The 13,978-nt window shown below is 73.3% G+C and carries 16 protein-coding genes; 9 read left to right on the forward strand and 7 right to left on the reverse strand.

What is annotated here, in order from left to right:
- Positions 1 to 17 precede the first annotated feature (17 nt).
- The 5 genes from ACSURM_RS35695 (at position 18) to ACSURM_RS35715 (ending at position 4,541) form a co-directional block, all read left to right on the forward strand.
- Positions 18 to 1,853, forward strand: coding sequence for an asparagine synthase-related protein (locus tag ACSURM_RS35695; protein ID WP_436960100.1), 1,836 nt, complete (start codon positions 18 to 20; stop codon positions 1,851 to 1,853).
- A gap of 32 nt (positions 1,854 to 1,885) precedes the next feature.
- Positions 1,886 to 2,146 carry a lasso peptide biosynthesis PqqD family chaperone gene (locus ACSURM_RS35700; RefSeq protein WP_436960101.1) on the forward strand — a complete coding sequence of 87 codons (261 nt, stop codon included), beginning with the start codon at positions 1,886 to 1,888 and terminating at the stop codon, positions 2,144 to 2,146.
- 108 nt (positions 2,147 to 2,254) lie between these two features.
- Complete coding sequence (locus ACSURM_RS35705; protein WP_436960102.1) at positions 2,255 to 2,689, forward strand: lasso peptide biosynthesis B2 protein; 435 nt, start codon at positions 2,255 to 2,257, stop codon at positions 2,687 to 2,689.
- Positions 2,689 to 3,699: an ATP-binding cassette domain-containing protein gene (locus ACSURM_RS35710; protein WP_436960103.1), complete on the forward strand. Its 1,011-nt coding sequence runs from the start codon at positions 2,689 to 2,691 to the stop codon at positions 3,697 to 3,699. Before ACSURM_RS35705 ends, ACSURM_RS35710 begins: the two co-directional genes overlap by 1 nt.
- A complete protein-coding gene (locus ACSURM_RS35715) occupies positions 3,696 to 4,541 on the forward strand; it encodes an ABC transporter permease (protein WP_436960104.1) in 846 nt (281 codons plus the stop codon). Before ACSURM_RS35710 ends, ACSURM_RS35715 begins: the two co-directional genes overlap by 4 nt.
- A gap of 3 nt (positions 4,542 to 4,544) precedes the next feature.
- Here the strand turns inward: ACSURM_RS35715 and ACSURM_RS35720 are convergent, their stop codons facing one another.
- Together ACSURM_RS35720 and ACSURM_RS35725 are read right to left on the reverse strand one after the other, a co-directional pair.
- On the reverse strand, positions 4,545 to 4,775 hold the full coding sequence (locus ACSURM_RS35720) for a hypothetical protein (RefSeq protein WP_436960105.1): 231 nt from the start codon (positions 4,773 to 4,775) through the stop codon (positions 4,545 to 4,547).
- A 146-nt stretch (positions 4,776 to 4,921) separates the two neighbouring features.
- Positions 4,922 to 5,560, reverse strand: coding sequence for a TetR/AcrR family transcriptional regulator (locus ACSURM_RS35725; protein WP_436960106.1), 639 nt, complete (start codon positions 5,558 to 5,560; stop codon positions 4,922 to 4,924).
- Between the two features lie 180 nt (positions 5,561 to 5,740).
- Here ACSURM_RS35725 and ACSURM_RS35730 point away from each other — a divergent pair, with 180 nt between their 5' ends.
- Positions 5,741 to 6,967: an MFS transporter gene (locus ACSURM_RS35730; protein WP_436960107.1), complete on the forward strand. Its 1,227-nt coding sequence runs from the start codon at positions 5,741 to 5,743 to the stop codon at positions 6,965 to 6,967.
- 112 nt (positions 6,968 to 7,079) lie between these two features.
- Here the strand turns inward: ACSURM_RS35730 and ACSURM_RS35735 are convergent, their stop codons facing one another.
- The 4 genes from ACSURM_RS35735 to ACSURM_RS35750 all read right to left on the reverse strand — a co-directional run bounded on the left by ACSURM_RS35735 (position 7,080) and on the right by ACSURM_RS35750 (position 10,880).
- Positions 7,080 to 8,480: a glycosyltransferase family 39 protein gene (locus ACSURM_RS35735; protein WP_436961255.1), complete on the reverse strand. Its 1,401-nt coding sequence runs from the start codon at positions 8,478 to 8,480 to the stop codon at positions 7,080 to 7,082.
- A 160-nt stretch (positions 8,481 to 8,640) separates the two neighbouring features.
- Positions 8,641 to 8,799, reverse strand: a complete 159-nt coding sequence (locus ACSURM_RS35740) for an MmyB family transcriptional regulator (RefSeq protein ID WP_436960108.1) — start codon at positions 8,797 to 8,799, stop codon at positions 8,641 to 8,643.
- 67 nt (positions 8,800 to 8,866) lie between these two features.
- Positions 8,867 to 9,478 (reverse strand): TetR family transcriptional regulator, encoded by a 612-nt coding sequence (locus tag ACSURM_RS35745; protein WP_436960109.1) that lies wholly within the window; start codon positions 9,476 to 9,478, stop codon positions 8,867 to 8,869.
- Positions 9,479 to 9,611: 133 nt separating this feature from the next.
- Positions 9,612 to 10,880, reverse strand: a complete 1,269-nt coding sequence (locus tag ACSURM_RS35750) for an MFS transporter (protein WP_436960110.1) — start codon at positions 10,878 to 10,880, stop codon at positions 9,612 to 9,614.
- A 127-nt stretch (positions 10,881 to 11,007) separates the two neighbouring features.
- Here ACSURM_RS35750 and ACSURM_RS35755 point away from each other — a divergent pair, with 127 nt between their 5' ends.
- Positions 11,008 to 11,943 (forward strand): LysR family transcriptional regulator, encoded by a 936-nt coding sequence (locus ACSURM_RS35755; RefSeq protein WP_436960111.1) that lies wholly within the window; start codon positions 11,008 to 11,010, stop codon positions 11,941 to 11,943.
- 135 nt (positions 11,944 to 12,078) lie between these two features.
- Here ACSURM_RS35755 and ACSURM_RS35760 read toward each other — a convergent pair whose 3' ends face one another.
- On the reverse strand, positions 12,079 to 12,534 hold the full coding sequence (locus tag ACSURM_RS35760) for a MarR family winged helix-turn-helix transcriptional regulator (protein ID WP_436960112.1): 456 nt from the start codon (positions 12,532 to 12,534) through the stop codon (positions 12,079 to 12,081).
- A 94-nt stretch (positions 12,535 to 12,628) separates the two neighbouring features.
- Between ACSURM_RS35760 and ACSURM_RS35765 the strand changes: the two genes are divergently transcribed.
- Entirely contained in the window at positions 12,629 to 12,958 is a 330-nt protein-coding gene (locus ACSURM_RS35765) for a rhodanese-like domain-containing protein (protein ID WP_436960113.1), read from the forward strand.
- Between the two features lie 16 nt (positions 12,959 to 12,974).
- Positions 12,975 to 13,544: a YceI family protein gene (locus tag ACSURM_RS35770; RefSeq protein ID WP_436960114.1), complete on the forward strand. Its 570-nt coding sequence runs from the start codon at positions 12,975 to 12,977 to the stop codon at positions 13,542 to 13,544.
- Positions 13,545 to 13,978 lie beyond the last annotated feature (434 nt).

Genomic DNA, 13,978 nt, shown 5'->3' on the forward strand with positions numbered 1-13,978 from the left:
TGAGGAGAAGGAGTGCCGTGGACGACTGGTGGGTGATGCTGCCCGACGCACCGGCCGCCGCCGCTGTCGCGGAGCGGCTGGACCGGGAGGACGTGCGCCGCGTGCCGCACGCCTCCGGACGGCCCTGGCTGGTGGGCCGGTGGGACGCCGGCCAGGAGGTGTCGGCCTGGGCGGGCGAGGCACGGATCGTGCTCCTGGGCCGGAGCTGCGTGCGGGCCGGGACGCTACGGCGGCGGATCGAGCGGGTGCGCCGGCCCGCGGAGGCGGAACGGGCCGTGACCGGCCTGGCGGGCAGCTTCCATGTGCTGGCCTCCGTCGGCGGACGGGTGTGGGCGCGCGGTACGGCATCGGCCGTACGCCGTGTCTTCACCACACACATCGACGGCGTACCGGTGGCGGCCGACCGCGCCGATGTGCTGGCAGCCCTGTCGGGCGCGGACCCCGACCCCGGGGCGCTCGCCGTGCGGCTTCTCCACCCGCCGGTGGCTTCCACGGTCCTCGCCGACCGCACCTACTGGCGCGACGTGCGTGCCGTACCCCCGCAGGAGGCGTTGGTGTGGGAGCGCGACGGGCGCCCCGGGCCCCGGGCCCGCTGGTGGAGTCCGCCCGAACCGCACCTGTCCCTGACGGAGGCCGCGGCCGAGGTACGGACGGCACTGACGGACGCGATCGGCACCTGCACGGCCGGCGGCGGCACGGTCAGCGCCGATCTCTCCGGAGGGCTGGACTCCACGAGCCTGTGCTTCCTGGCCGCACGGGAAGCGGACCGGCTGGTCACCGTGCACTGGGAGGGACGGGACCCGGACAACGAAGACGCCGTCTGGGCCGCGCGCGCCCGCGCGGCACTGCCGTCGGCCACCCACCTGGTGCTGACCGGCGAGGAGTCTCCCGACTGGTTCGCCGGCGTCGGCGGGTTACGGCTGCCCAGCGAGGAACCCTGTGCATGGGTACGCGACTTCGCCAAACAGACCGACCTGCTGCGGCGGGTCACGGAGCACGGCTCCCGGCTCCATCTGAGCGGTGGCGGCGGCGACGAGATGTTCACGCCGTTCCCCTGCCACCTCCAGGACCTGGCCGCCACCCGGCCGTGGCAGGCATGGCGGTTGCTGAGCAGGCAACGCCACCAATGGCGCGCCGGTCACCTCTCGGTGGCCCGCGGCCTCCTCGGACGGACCCCCTACCGGCGGTGGCTGCGGGACGCCGCCGGACACCTGACCCTCCCACCGCCGTCGGGCTTCACGGACACGCTCGGCTGGCAGCCCGAACCCCGCGCACCGGGCTGGGCCACCCCCGAGGCGGTGGCGATGATGACGGACGCGCTGCGCAGCGCGGCGGCCGACAGCCCCGAACCGCTAGCGCCCCAGCGGTCCGTGCACTGCGCGCTGCAACAGGTCCGGGAGGGCGGCAACACGATCCGCGTGCTGAACCAGACGCTGGCCGGCCCGGACCTGGCCCTGCCCTACACCGACGACGCGGTCGTCACCGCCGCCCTGTCGGTCCGCCCGCTGGAAGCCGTACGGCCCGGTGCGTACAAACCGCTGCTGGGCGCAGCCCTGTCCGGCACCGTGCCCGCGCACCTCCTGGCCCGCCCGGACAAGGGCCCGTACGACGCCGACTTCTACCACGGGCTGCGCCGCCACCGCGGGGAACTGCTGGCCCTGACCGAGGACTCGCTGCTGGCCGACGCCGGGCTGATCGACGCCGAACGGCTGCGCCGCGCCCTGCGCCACCACGCCACCGCCGCCGAACTCGACCCGCTGCTCCACACGTTGGGCTGCGAGGTGTGGCTCCGCTCGCTGGACGACGACGGCCCGGCCCCGGTGCCGGATCCGCCCGCCGCGACAGCACGGTGAACAAGGGGTACGGCGATGAGAGGAGCGCGTTGATGTCCGTATCGCTGGCCGCGTACGTGACCGCGGTCGACACCGACGGCGGTGCCATGGTCCTGCTGGACGAACGCACCGGGAAATACCGCCAGTTGAATCCCACCGGTGCGCTCGTCCTCCGCCTGCTGCTGCGGGGCGCCACCGCCGAGGACGCCGCCGCGGCCCTGGCGGAACGCTATCCGCAGGCCGTCGCGCGCGCCGGGGAGGACGTCGCGCGGCTCGTGGAAGCCCTGCGGCGGGCCGGGCTGCTGCGTGACTGAGCCGCCAGGCATCAGCCGCTCCCCGGACTCCGGGAGCCCGGGGGAGGCCCGGGAGCCCGGCGGACGCCCGAGACAGACACTTTCGCCACCGCACCAGGAGCACTCACCATGACCGACCCCGTCGGAGCACCACAACCGGCCATCGTCCCGCCGCTGCGCCGCCTGCTCGCCCGGCTGGCCGTGGCCGCCGCCCGCCCGCTGGCCGGCGCCGGACCGCGCCGCATCCGCGCCGTCCTGCACCTGCTGCGCCGCGGAGCCGTCCCCGCCACCCGGCAGCAGGCCGCCGCGGCCCGGCAGGCCGTCATCACCGTCAGCCCGCGCTGCGCCGCCGACCGCAGCTGCCTGCAACGCTCCCTGGCCACCGCCCTGTTGTGCCGAGCGTGGGGAACCTGGCCCACCTGGTGCACCGGCGTGCGCACCGAACCCTTCCGCGCCCACGCCTGGGTCGCCGTCGGCTCCGAACCCGTGGGCGAACCGGCACACGAACGCGGCTACACGCCCGTCATCACCGTCCCGCCCCTGCCCCTCACCGGGAACCGCTGATGACCGGGCGTCCGAGCCCCGGCACGGACACCGCCGCCGGTGGCCGGGGAACCCGGCGCGCCCTGCCGTACGCGGTGCACACCCGGGGACTGGCCAAGACCTACCCCGGCGGCCAGGACGCCGTACGGGGCGTGGACCTGACCGTCGCGACCGGCGAGATGTTCGCCTTCCTCGGCCCCAACGGCGCGGGGAAGTCCACCACCGTGTCCATGCTGTGCGCGCTGAAGAGACCCACCGCGGGGGAGGCGTGGGTCGCCGGGGCGAACGTGCTCACCGAATCGCACCTGGTGCGCCGCCGCGTCGGCGTCCTCTTCCAGCACAGCGCCCTGGAGCGCGACCTGACCTGCGCCCAGAGCCTGCGACTGCACGCGCGCCTGCACGGTCTGTCCCGCTCCGACGCCCGCTCCCGCACCGGCCAGGTGCTGAACGCCGCCCGGCTCGCCGAACACCGGCACGCACGGGTACGCACCCTCTCCGGCGGCATGCGCCGCCGCCTCGACATCGCCCGCGCCCTGCTGCACGAACCCCGCGTGCTCTTCCTGGACGAACCGACCGCCGGACTCGACCCGCCCGCCCGCGCCCGCCTGTGGCAACACCTGCGCCGCCTGCGCGAGGACGAGCACATCACCGTCTTCGTCACCACGCACTACCTGGAGGAGGCCGAGTACTGCGACCGGCTCGCCATCATCGACCACGGTCGCATCGTCGCCCACGGCACGCCCGCCGGCCTGAAATCCGCCCTCGGGCAGGAGACCGTACGGCTGCGCACCAGCGACAACCGGCGGGCCGCCGCCCTGCTCAGAGCCGACCACGGCCGCACCGCGTTCGACGGCGGCGAGGAGGTCACCGTGCCGGTGACCGACAGCGCCGAGTGGCTGCCCAGGCTGTGCGCCACCCTCGGCGTCCACGGCATCCACATCCACACGGCCACCGCCACCGTGCCCACCCTGGACGACGTCTTCTTCCACCACACCGGCCGCCCCTTCGAGCCCGAGAGCGGCACCCCATGACGACGGCACGCGTCTCGTCCGGGGCGTACCGGGCCGGGAAGGCCGGCGTGCGCCAGGAGGTGCGCGCCGTCCACGCACTCATCACGCGCGACTGGCTACGACTGACCGCGAACCCCACGAACACGGTGCTGATGCTCCTGCAGCCCCTGCTGTTCCTGCTCGCCTTCGGCGGCGGCCTGTCCGCACTCGTCCCCGACAGCGCCGTCGGCGGCCAGTACCGCGCCTTCATCTATCCCGGCATCCTGCTGATGGCCATCCAGGCGCCGGCCATCAGCGTGGGCATCCGTCTGATCACCGACCGGTACAACGGCACCATCCGCGAGCTGCTCGTCACCCCCGCCCGCCGGTCGAGCCTGCTGTGCGGGATCTGCCTCGGCGGCTGCGCCACGGCCACGGCCCAGGGCGCCGTCCTGCTCGCCCTGGCACCGGCCGGCGGACTGCCCTACCGGCCCCTGCCGCTCGCCGCCCTCCTCGCGGAACTGGCCCTGGCGTCCTTCACGGTGACCGCGCTCGCCCTCGTACCCGCCGTACACACCAGGCGGCCCGAGACCTTCAGCACGCTCCTGGCGCTGACCAGCGCCCCCCTGCTCTTCGGATCGGGCGCGCTCGTCCCCCTGTCCACCCTCCCCTCCTGGGTGGCCACCGCGGCCGCCCTCAACCCGCTCGCCTACGCCACCGACCTCCTGCGCCGCACCGCCAGCCCCGCCGCTGCCGCCGGTGTCCACTGGGGCACCTGGCAGCCACCGCCGGCCCTGGAGGCGGGCGTCCTCCTGCTGACCGCGATCACCGCCCTCCTCTGCACGGCCCACCGCTTCGGCAGCACGGACGACGACGCGACGTGACCCTCACGCTCCTCCGCGGCCGGGCTTCCGCCACGACAGCGAGTACCGGCGGAGCACGTGGCGTCGATGGCGCGTACCGGGCAACGTCCGTCGTGCGGTGGCCCGCACCGGCCCGTAGCTCATCCGGGGAACGGCGACCGGCATGCCCTCACCGAACACCACCAGCGTGCCGCCAGGCCGCAGCAACTCGCGTATCCGGAGCAGGGCGGCCTCGAAGTCCGTGCGGGCGGTCATCCGGGGCGACTTGTCGATCCCCGTGACCCGCTGGGACCCCGCTGCACACCACCGGCCGGGGCCGTCTCCCGCGACCGTCCGGTGTGTCTCACCGGCGCGGAGTCAGCGGTCCGGCACCGTTCGGGCCGGTTGCCGGGCCGCCGGGTTCAGCCGTGTGCCGACGCGGGTGCGTACGTGTGGTCGCCCAGGGCGCGGTGCACCAGTTCGAGGACCATGGCGGTCACTCGGTGCTCGTCGATGTCGGCCCACCCGTCCCCCTGGCCGATGAGGTCGTCCAGCAGGCCGTCGGACGCGTGGTAGGCCATGCGGAACGCCACGCGGGTGTCGCCGGCCCGGAACGCGCCCGCGTCCGTGCCCTCTTCGACGAACGCGCACATCAGGTCGATGACCCGCTGGTTGGCCTGCCGGCACAGCTCCAGGGCCTTGGCGTTGGCCGAGCCGTAGACGATCCGGTGCAGTTCGGCGTTCGCGACGGCGTGCCGGACGAGGGCGCTCATCACCCGGTCGATGGTGGGCCACCAGTCGTCGCTCTCGTCCAGGATCTCCTGTGCGGTGGAGACGATGGCGTCGACATAGCGCTCCCACAGCGCGCCGAGCAGGTGGTCCTTGGACTCGAAGTACAGGTAGAAGGTGCCCTTGCCGATCTCGGCCGCGTCCGCGAGTTCGGAGATGGTGGCGCGTTCGAAGCCCGTTGTGCCGAACACGCGTTGCCCTGCGCGCAGGATGTCGTCCCTGCGGTCGTCGGGGCTCTTGGTGACTCGCTTCCTCCGCGTCGTCGCCGGCATGCCCACCTCCGTTCACGCGGTGTCGTGGAGCCCTGTAGGGGCTGCCCAATATATCTGACCGCCAGTCGGTTCCCGTCCATTGACTGACTGTCGGTCATTTGTTTGACTGACCGCCGGTCATACGCGACCGGCCGACGCGCCGCGACGACGCACCCGCGACACCGACCCAAGGACCACCAGATGACCACGCACGGCCTGACGGCTCCCGCGGAGTCCAAGCCCGCCCCGCGCGGCCCGGCCCGCTTCTGGGCCACCGCCTATACGCTCCTCTGCCTGCTGACCGGCACCAACCTGCCCACCCCGCTGTACCGCGGCTACGAGCGCGAGTTCGGCTTCTCCCCGCTCGTGGTCACGCTGATCTTCGCGGTGTACGTGGCCTCGCTGATCCCCTCCTTACTGATCGCCGGCCCGCTGTCCGACGCCGTGGGGCGCCGCGCCGTACTCCTGCCGGCCGTGGCGCTGGCCGCCTTCGGCTCGCTCGCCTTCGCGCTCGCCGACGACGTCGGCTGGCTCTTCGCCGCCCGCCTGCTCCAGGGCCTCGCCGTGGGTGCCGCCTCCGGCGCGCTCACCGCGGCACTGACCGAGCTGGAGCCCCGCGGCGACCGGGGCCGGGCCGCCCTGGTGTCGACGGTCGCCTCCGTCGGCGGGCTCGGCGCGGGCCCCCTGATCGCGGGTCTGCTCGCCGAGTACGCCCCCTGGCCCTACGTCCTGCCCTACGCCCTGGAGATCGTGCTGCTGGTCCCCGCGGCCATCACCATGGTCACCCTTCCCGCCACCCGGCCCACGACCCGCTGGCGCCCCCGCCGTCCCACCGTCCCGGCTTCGATGCGCGGGCTGTTCCTCGCCGGCGGCACGGCGAGCTTCCTCGCCTTCTCCGTGATCGGGCTGTTCCTGAGCCTGGTGCCGGCCTACGTCACGAAACTCTCCGGCAGCGACAACCTCGCCCTCGCCGGCGGCGCCGTCACGTTGATGCTCGCGTGCTCAGCACTCGCCCAGATCGCGGCAGCGGGGCGCCGGACTCTCGGCGTCCAGACCACCGGCCTCGTCGTACTGGCCGCCGGCCTGGTGCTGCTGGCCGTGGCCGGCGGCCTCTCCTCCCTCCCGCTGCTGCTGGCGGCCACCGTCGTCGGCGGCGCCGGGCAGGGGCTGGCCTTCCTCGGCGGCATCACCGAGATCAACCGTGCCGCTCCCGAGGGCAGGCGCGCGGACGTGCTCTCCAGCTTCTACGTCGTCGTCTACCTCGGCGTGGGCGTCCCCGTCATCGGCGTCGGCCTCCTGGCCACGGCCACCGGTCTCCTGACGGCCGTGCGACTCTTCGCGGCCGTGGTGTCCGTGCTGTGCCTGCTGGACGCGGCCGTCCTGTTCCGCAGGCACATGGCCGGGCGCGACGCGAAGGGGCTGCCGTAGCCCAGGGGCGGACTCCCGAGGGCGTGACCCGCGCCCGGCGCCTCTTCGAGGAGCACAGCTCAGCGCAGGTGCCGTCGTCTCCTCCAGCCAGGCGGCACGGCGCCGCGGGGCGTCAGCGGGGTGTCGACCGGCGTTCGTACACGATGACCCTGCGGCCGCGGGTCTGCTTGTCGGCCACCGGTTTGAAATACCTGTCAAGGACAGCGGTCTTCATCGTGTCCTGGGCGCCTCTCGGCGGGCGGGCCGCCGGGGGCGCGTCCGTCACCAGGAGGACCCGCTGTTCGGCGAGGAGCGCGGCGCGTATGTGGTCCGGGTCCGTCTCGACAGCTCTCAGAGTGCCGGACTTCTCCGGAGACTCCGCCAGTGTTATGTCCCGCAGGCCCGCGAAGGCGTCCGGGGTGACGGACTTGGTGTCCCTGCGGAGCGAGGGTACGAAGAGCACCGCGTTCCCGGGCCGCTTCAGGCGCCGTACGTCCGAGGCGACGGCCAGGACGTCGTCCACCCTGCTCGCCGGGGACCGCTTGGCCAGTGACTGCGGCAGCAGGGCCGTCATGGTCACGGCGAGCGTGACGGGGAGAATCCACCTCGACGCCTTCGGGAAGCGGGGCTCGGCCGCCCGTATCGTCGTGCCGACGGCCGTACCGATCAGGAGGGCCAGCCCCAGCATGCTGTAGAGGACGTAGCGGTCCAGGAAGACCGGCTGGATCAAGGACAGGGCGATCAGGCCGAGTTGGGGCACCGCGAGCAGCGGCAGCCCTACGGCTGCCGCCGACGGCCGGCCTGCCCGCGGCCGGTCCAGCAGCGCGCAGGTGCCGCCGATCGCCAGCAGCACCGCCGGGCCGATCAGCATGTGCCAGGACAGCGGCGGTATCCAGGCCAGCTGCGCGGACTGGCTCCGGCTGAACATGATCAGCGGCAGCACTCCGGCGGTGGCGCACCCGGCCGCCACCGTCCAGCGAGCCAGGACCGCGCGCCCGGCCCGGGTCCAGAGCAAGGTGGTCAGATGTGCCGCGAGGATCATGAGCGAGAGCCAGTTCAGCAGGCCGGTGAGGAGGACGGCGGTGCCGTAGGCAGCCCAATGGCGTGTCCGGGCGGGCTGTCGGAGGACGGTGGTGAGCAGCAGGGTGGAGAGTGCCGCACCGGCTGCCACCAGCGCGTACGACCGGCCCTCCTGGAGATGGAACTGCACGGCCGGCAGCAGCCCGAACACCATGCCGCCGGCCAGGCCCGCCCATGTACCCGCCACGCGGCGGCCGATGACGGCCACGCAAGCCGCCGCGACCGCTGTGGCCAGCACCGACGGCAGCCGCAGGGTCGTGATGCCGGGCCCGAAACACGTGAACAGCCCGTGCATCAGCAGGTAGTAGAGGCCATGGACCACGTCGACGTTCGCCAATGTGTGCCAGATCTCCGCCGTCGAGCGCTGAGCCACCTGCCAGGTCGCTGCCTCGTCCCGCCACATACTGTCCTGCCGCGACAGCCCCCACAGACCGAAGACGAACGTCCACAGCATCGGCACCAGCCACACGACAGCCGTGCGCAGCGGGGTCGTCGGCGCCGCTCGTGGTGCCCTGGGAGGGGAAGACGGGAGGGCGGTGTCCAACTTGCGGCCAGTCGACATGAGCGGAGGCTCCCGAAGCAGTTGTCTATGAGGGCTGACTGCCGGAAGTCACCTACCGGCCGTCAACCGTATCTCGCCCGGCAGGCGCCCACAGCCGGCGGAACCGGTCGCTCGCGCGCGGGAGTTCGCCCACCAGCCCACCGAGCCGCGGATCGTCGGCGTCCGCGCCGACCGACGCGCCGAACCCGGTGACCAGGCTGACGGTGGCCACCAGGGGGATCGCTCGGCCGGATCGAGGAACACGTCCCCGAGCCGCAGGCACGGCGCCCCGGCGTTCCTCAGCCACGCGGCCCCACCGTTGCCATGGCCCGGTCCAGGGCGTCGGCGAAGGACCCCTTCCCGGCCGAGACGGACCAGGAGTGCTGAGCGGCGACCAGGCAGCCGAACGCCGCGGCCGTCAGGGCGCGGGGTGCCGGGTCGTCGGGGGAGTAGGGGGCACCGATCGAGGCGGCCCGCTCGCTCAGTTCGGTGACGACGGCCTCCTGCGCCTGTTGCAGCTTCTGGAGGTAGCCGGCGAGCAGCACGGGGGTCTCGAAGACCAGCCGGTGGACCGGCGCCGGAGTGAGCCGGTGCCCCGGCGCCTCCCGGCGGGCCACCAGCACGTCGAACGCGCGGCGCAGGGACGTCCACACCGGTTCGTCGGCCGGGCGAGCGCGCAGGGCGGCGAGCAGGTCGTCCACGACGAGACCGAAGTGCCCGAGGACGATCTCCTCCTTGGTGGCGAAATAGCGGAAGACACTGCGCTGGGACATCCCGACGGCCGCCGCGATGTCGTCGACGGTCGTCGCCTCGAAGCCGCGTTCCAGGAACAGCGCGGTGGCGGCTTCGGCGATCTCTTCCCGCACCGCGCGGCGGGAGAGCTCCCGCAGGCCGTCCCGTTTCCCACCCATGACCCCCGCACTCTAGCGAGACAGGCGGTGGTCGTCGGCCCGGTCGGCGACGGTGGCCGTATCCGGTGTGCCGGGGCCCCGGTGGCCCGAGGGCGGACATGCCGGGCCGCCCGGTGGCCCGGAGGCGGGTGGGTCACGGACGACTCGGTGCCGGGTCCGGCTCGGAGAGGGGCGTCGCCGTACGGCGGGGCAGGAGCAGCGGGGTCGTCAGGACGAGCACGCCCGCCAGGCCGATGGCCGTACGCGGTCCGAGCAGGCCGCCCAGCACGCCCCAGACGGCGGTCAGGAGCGCGGTCGCGGACCTGGTCGTCACCGTCCAGGCGGACAGGGTCCGGGCGACCCGGTCGGGCGCGGTGCGCTCGAGGCGGTAGGTGGCGCAGACGGGGTTGAACACCGCGCAGCAGAAGATGAGTCCCAGCTCCACGCCCATCACCAGCAGCAGCCCTCCGGTGCCGGGCCCCAGGAAGGCCAGGCCGACGGGCCACAGCGCGCGCAGGGCGCCGGACACCACCAGGACCCGGTGCCGCCCGAACCGGGTGACGAGCGGCCGGGCCAGCCGCGAGCCGGCCAGCCCGGCGAGGGAGGGCACGGCGAAGGCGAGGCCGTACTGCCACGGCGCGAACCCGAACCGGCCGAGCATCAGCACGGCCAGCAGCGGCTCGACGGCCATCACCAGACCGTTGAACAGGACGGTGTTGAAGAACAGGGGCCGCAGCGCCGCGTCGGCGAGGATGTGACGCCAGCCGTCGAGCAGGTCCCCGGCCCGCACGCGCGCGGCCCGCCGGTGCTCCGGCCGCGGCTCGTGTCCGCCCATCGCGCGGATGCCGAGCGCCGAGAGCAGATAGCTGACCGCGTCGGCCAGCACCGTCGCCACCGGCCCGAGGAACCCGATCGCCGCGCCGCCCAGCGGCGGTCCGACGATCGTGGTCGTCCAGGTCGTGGACTCGAACCGGGCATTGGCGACGAGCAGGTCCTCGCCGGGCAGCAGCGTCTTCAGGTACGCGCCCGAGGCGGTGCGGAAGGTGATGTCGGCCGCCGCGACGACGACCGAGACCAGCAGGAGTTGAGGAAAGGTGAGGGCACCGCACGCGAACGCCACCGGGACCGTCAGCAGCGCCGCGCACCGCGCCAGGTCCATCCCGATCAGCACCGGCCGCTTGCGGCGGAACTCCACCCACGGACCGAGCGGCACCGCCACGGCCGCACCCACCGCGGCCCCCACCGAGGACAGCGCGGCGACCTCGGCCGGTCCCGCGTCCAGCACCTGGACGGCGATCAGCGGGAACGCGCCGAAGGCGAGCCAGGTGCCGAGCGCACTGGTCCCGTACGCCGCCCAGAGCCACCCGAACCGCCGCCCCAGCCGAGGGCCGAGCACATGACCCAGCCTGCGCCCGCTCCTCATACCCGCGTCCCTCGCATCCGTACCACCGCCCCGCGATCGGAAGCATCAAACCGGGACTGCTGCCCGGGGATCAAACAACCGCGGCGCCCCACACCACAACCAACGGTTGTGGTCATAGGGTGTCGGCATGGACCTCGAAACCGTCCGGACCTTCGTCGCCGCCGCCGACGCGGGGCAGTTCCAGGGGGCCGCCGCCGAGCTGTCGCTCACCCAGCAGGCCGTCTCCAAGCGCATCGCCGCGCTGGAGCGCGACCTCGGCGTGCGGCTGTTCACCCGCACCCCGCGCGGCGCCGAACTCACCATCGACGGCCAGGCGTTCCTGCCCCACGCGCGCGAGCTGCTGCGCCTCGCCGAGCGCGCGGTCACCTCCGTGCGCACCGGCCGCCGTCCGCTGCGCGTCGACGTGCTCGCCTCGCGCTCCGCGCCGTCCGGCCTGATGCGCGACTTCCACCGCGCGCACCCCGGGACCGAGCTCGACGTCGTGTGGCTGTTCGATATCGAGGCGGCCGTCACCGCTCTCCGGAACGGTGAGATCGACGCCTCCTTCCGCGCCGTGGCCGCGCCCGGTCGGCCCCTTCCCGAGGACATCGAGTCCGTGCGGGTGCTCGACGAGCCGCTCCAGCTCCTCACCGGCCCCGCCCACGCCCTGGCGGGCGCCCGGTCCGTGCCCCTCGCACAGCTCGCCGGACACCGCATCTGGATGCCCGGCGTCGTCCCCGGCACCGAGTGGGCCGCCTACTACGACGACCTCGTGGCCGAATTCGGGCTCACCATCGAGGCGACCGGCCCCAACTTCGGCTCCGACGCGCTCCTCGACACCGTCGCCGACACCCCGGCCCTGGCCACCTTCATGGGCGCGCACACACGCCTCGTCTGGCCCGCCGGCCACGGACTGCGCCGCATCCCGGTGACCGACCCGACGCCCGTCTACCCGCACTCCCTCCTCTGGCACCGCGACAACCCCCACCCGGCGCTGGACACGCTCCGCGCCCACCTCGCCGCCGAGGCGGCCGGCCACGACGCCGCCGGGACCTGGACACCGGGCTGGGTACTGCCGCGCTGACCGCCGCCACGTCCGCGACCATCCGCTCCCGGGCGCACGGACGACGGCCCGGGGCCGCCGGGGCGGCGACCCGCGACATCGGCAGGCCCGGTCCCCCGTACGCCCACCGCGCCGGCCCGTGACGGCCGCGGGCTTTCAGGACACGCTGATGTCGGTGTGCGCCTGAGCCACGCGCAGCAGCGCCTTCGCGATCACGTCGGCCTCGTCGTCGCTCAGATGCCGGGCGAAGTGCTCCCAGATGCCGCGCAGGTAGACCGGCGCCGTCTCGCGCAGCGCGGCCAGGCCGTCCTCGGTGATCACCGCCCAGGTCACCCGCTTGTCCGTGGGATCGGACCGCTTGGTCACCAGGCCGAGCCGGGCCATCTCGTCCACCAGACGGCTGACCCGGGTCCGGCTGAGGACCACGCGCTCGGCGACTTCCTGCATACGCAGGCCCCGCTCGCCCCCCGCACGTAGCTCCAGAAGCACGTCGTACCAGGTCAGCGGGATACGGCCGGACCGCTGGACGTCGCTCTCGATCGCCCGCACGGCGGAGTTGTGGGCCAGCAGCAGCGCTCGCCACGCCTCGACTCGGTGCTCACCTTCGTTCACAAGGACGAGTGTAACGAGACTTGCTTGCGTGCGCACGCACGGATTAAGGTGTGTGCAGACGCACTGATTTCCACTTCGAAAACGGGAGGCGTACATGGTTCAGCGGATCACGCGCGACGAGGTGAAGAAGAAGATCGACGAAGGGCTGGTGACGGTCGTCGAGGCCCTGCCCGCCGAGTACTACAACGACAAGCACCTGCCCGGCGCGCTCAACCTGCCGCACGACCAGGTGGACCAGCTGGCTCCCGCCCTGCTGCCCGACAAGGAGGCGGAGGTCGTCGTCTACTGCGCCAACGAGCCGTGCCCCAACTCCGGCATCGCGGCCCAGCGGCTGGCGGAACTGGGATACGTCAACGTCAGGGAATACGGCGAGGGCAAGGACGACTGGGTCGGGGCCGGCCTGCCGACCGAGTCCGGGGCCTGAGCGGAGGACCGACCACATGACCACGTCACCGACCCGTACCGTCGACGGGGTGGAACTGCCCGCCGCCGGCACCTGGAAGATCGACCCCGGACACGCCGAAGTCGGCTTCGTCGGACGGCACTTCATGCTGACCAAGGTGCGCGGCCGGTTCACCGGCGTCGACGCCACCGTCGAGATCGGCGAGCGCCCGGAGGACAGCAAGGTCACCGCCGTCATCGACATGGCCAGTGTGGACAGCGGCGACCGGACGCGCGACGACCACCTGCGCTCCGCGGACTTCTTCGACACGGAGAAGCACCCCAAGGCCACCTTCGTCTCCACCGCGGTCACCTGGGACGGCAAGCGCGGCACCCTCACCGGCGACCTGACCATCAAGGACGTCACCCGCCCGGTGGCCCTGGAGGTGGACTACCTGGGCTACGCGCGCGACCCCTGGGGCAACGACCGTACGGTCTTCTCCGCCCACGGCAAGATCAACCGCGAGGACTGGGGCCTGACCTGGAACATGGTCCTGGACTCCGGCGGCATCCTCGTCTCCAAGGAGATCGAGCTGTCGCTGGACCTGGAGGCGATCAAGGAGGCCTGACCTCCCGCCTGAGAGGCCCCGGTGCGCCGGCCCGCGCACCGGGGCCCGTCCGGCATGCGACGGCGCGTGCGATGCGTGCCACCTCTGCCGCGTGTGCCACGCGAGTGCCCCTGTGCCGCGTGCGCCACAGACGCCATGTGCGCCATGCGTGCCACATGTGCCGCACGAGACGCGTGCCGTCCGCCCGCATGTGCCCGACACGGGCCCGACCCGTGCCCGTTACGTGCCGGACATGCGCCCGCGTGCTCCCGCGCGCCGTCCCGTCCTGACCGTGCGCCCGCTCGCCCGCTCGGCCGCCGTCGGTCCGCCGGACGGCGCGGTTCCTCGCTGTCGGACTCACGGAGCAGGGCGATGGAAAGCCCCGCCATGCCGACGAACTCCGGTGCCAGGCAACGCTGTTGCCCACCTGCGCACCGACGTGACGACGCCCATGG

This window comes from Streptomyces sp. SudanB182_2057, assembly GCF_964272715.1.
GTDB lineage: Bacteria > Actinomycetota > Actinomycetes > Streptomycetales > Streptomycetaceae > Streptomyces > Streptomyces rubradiris.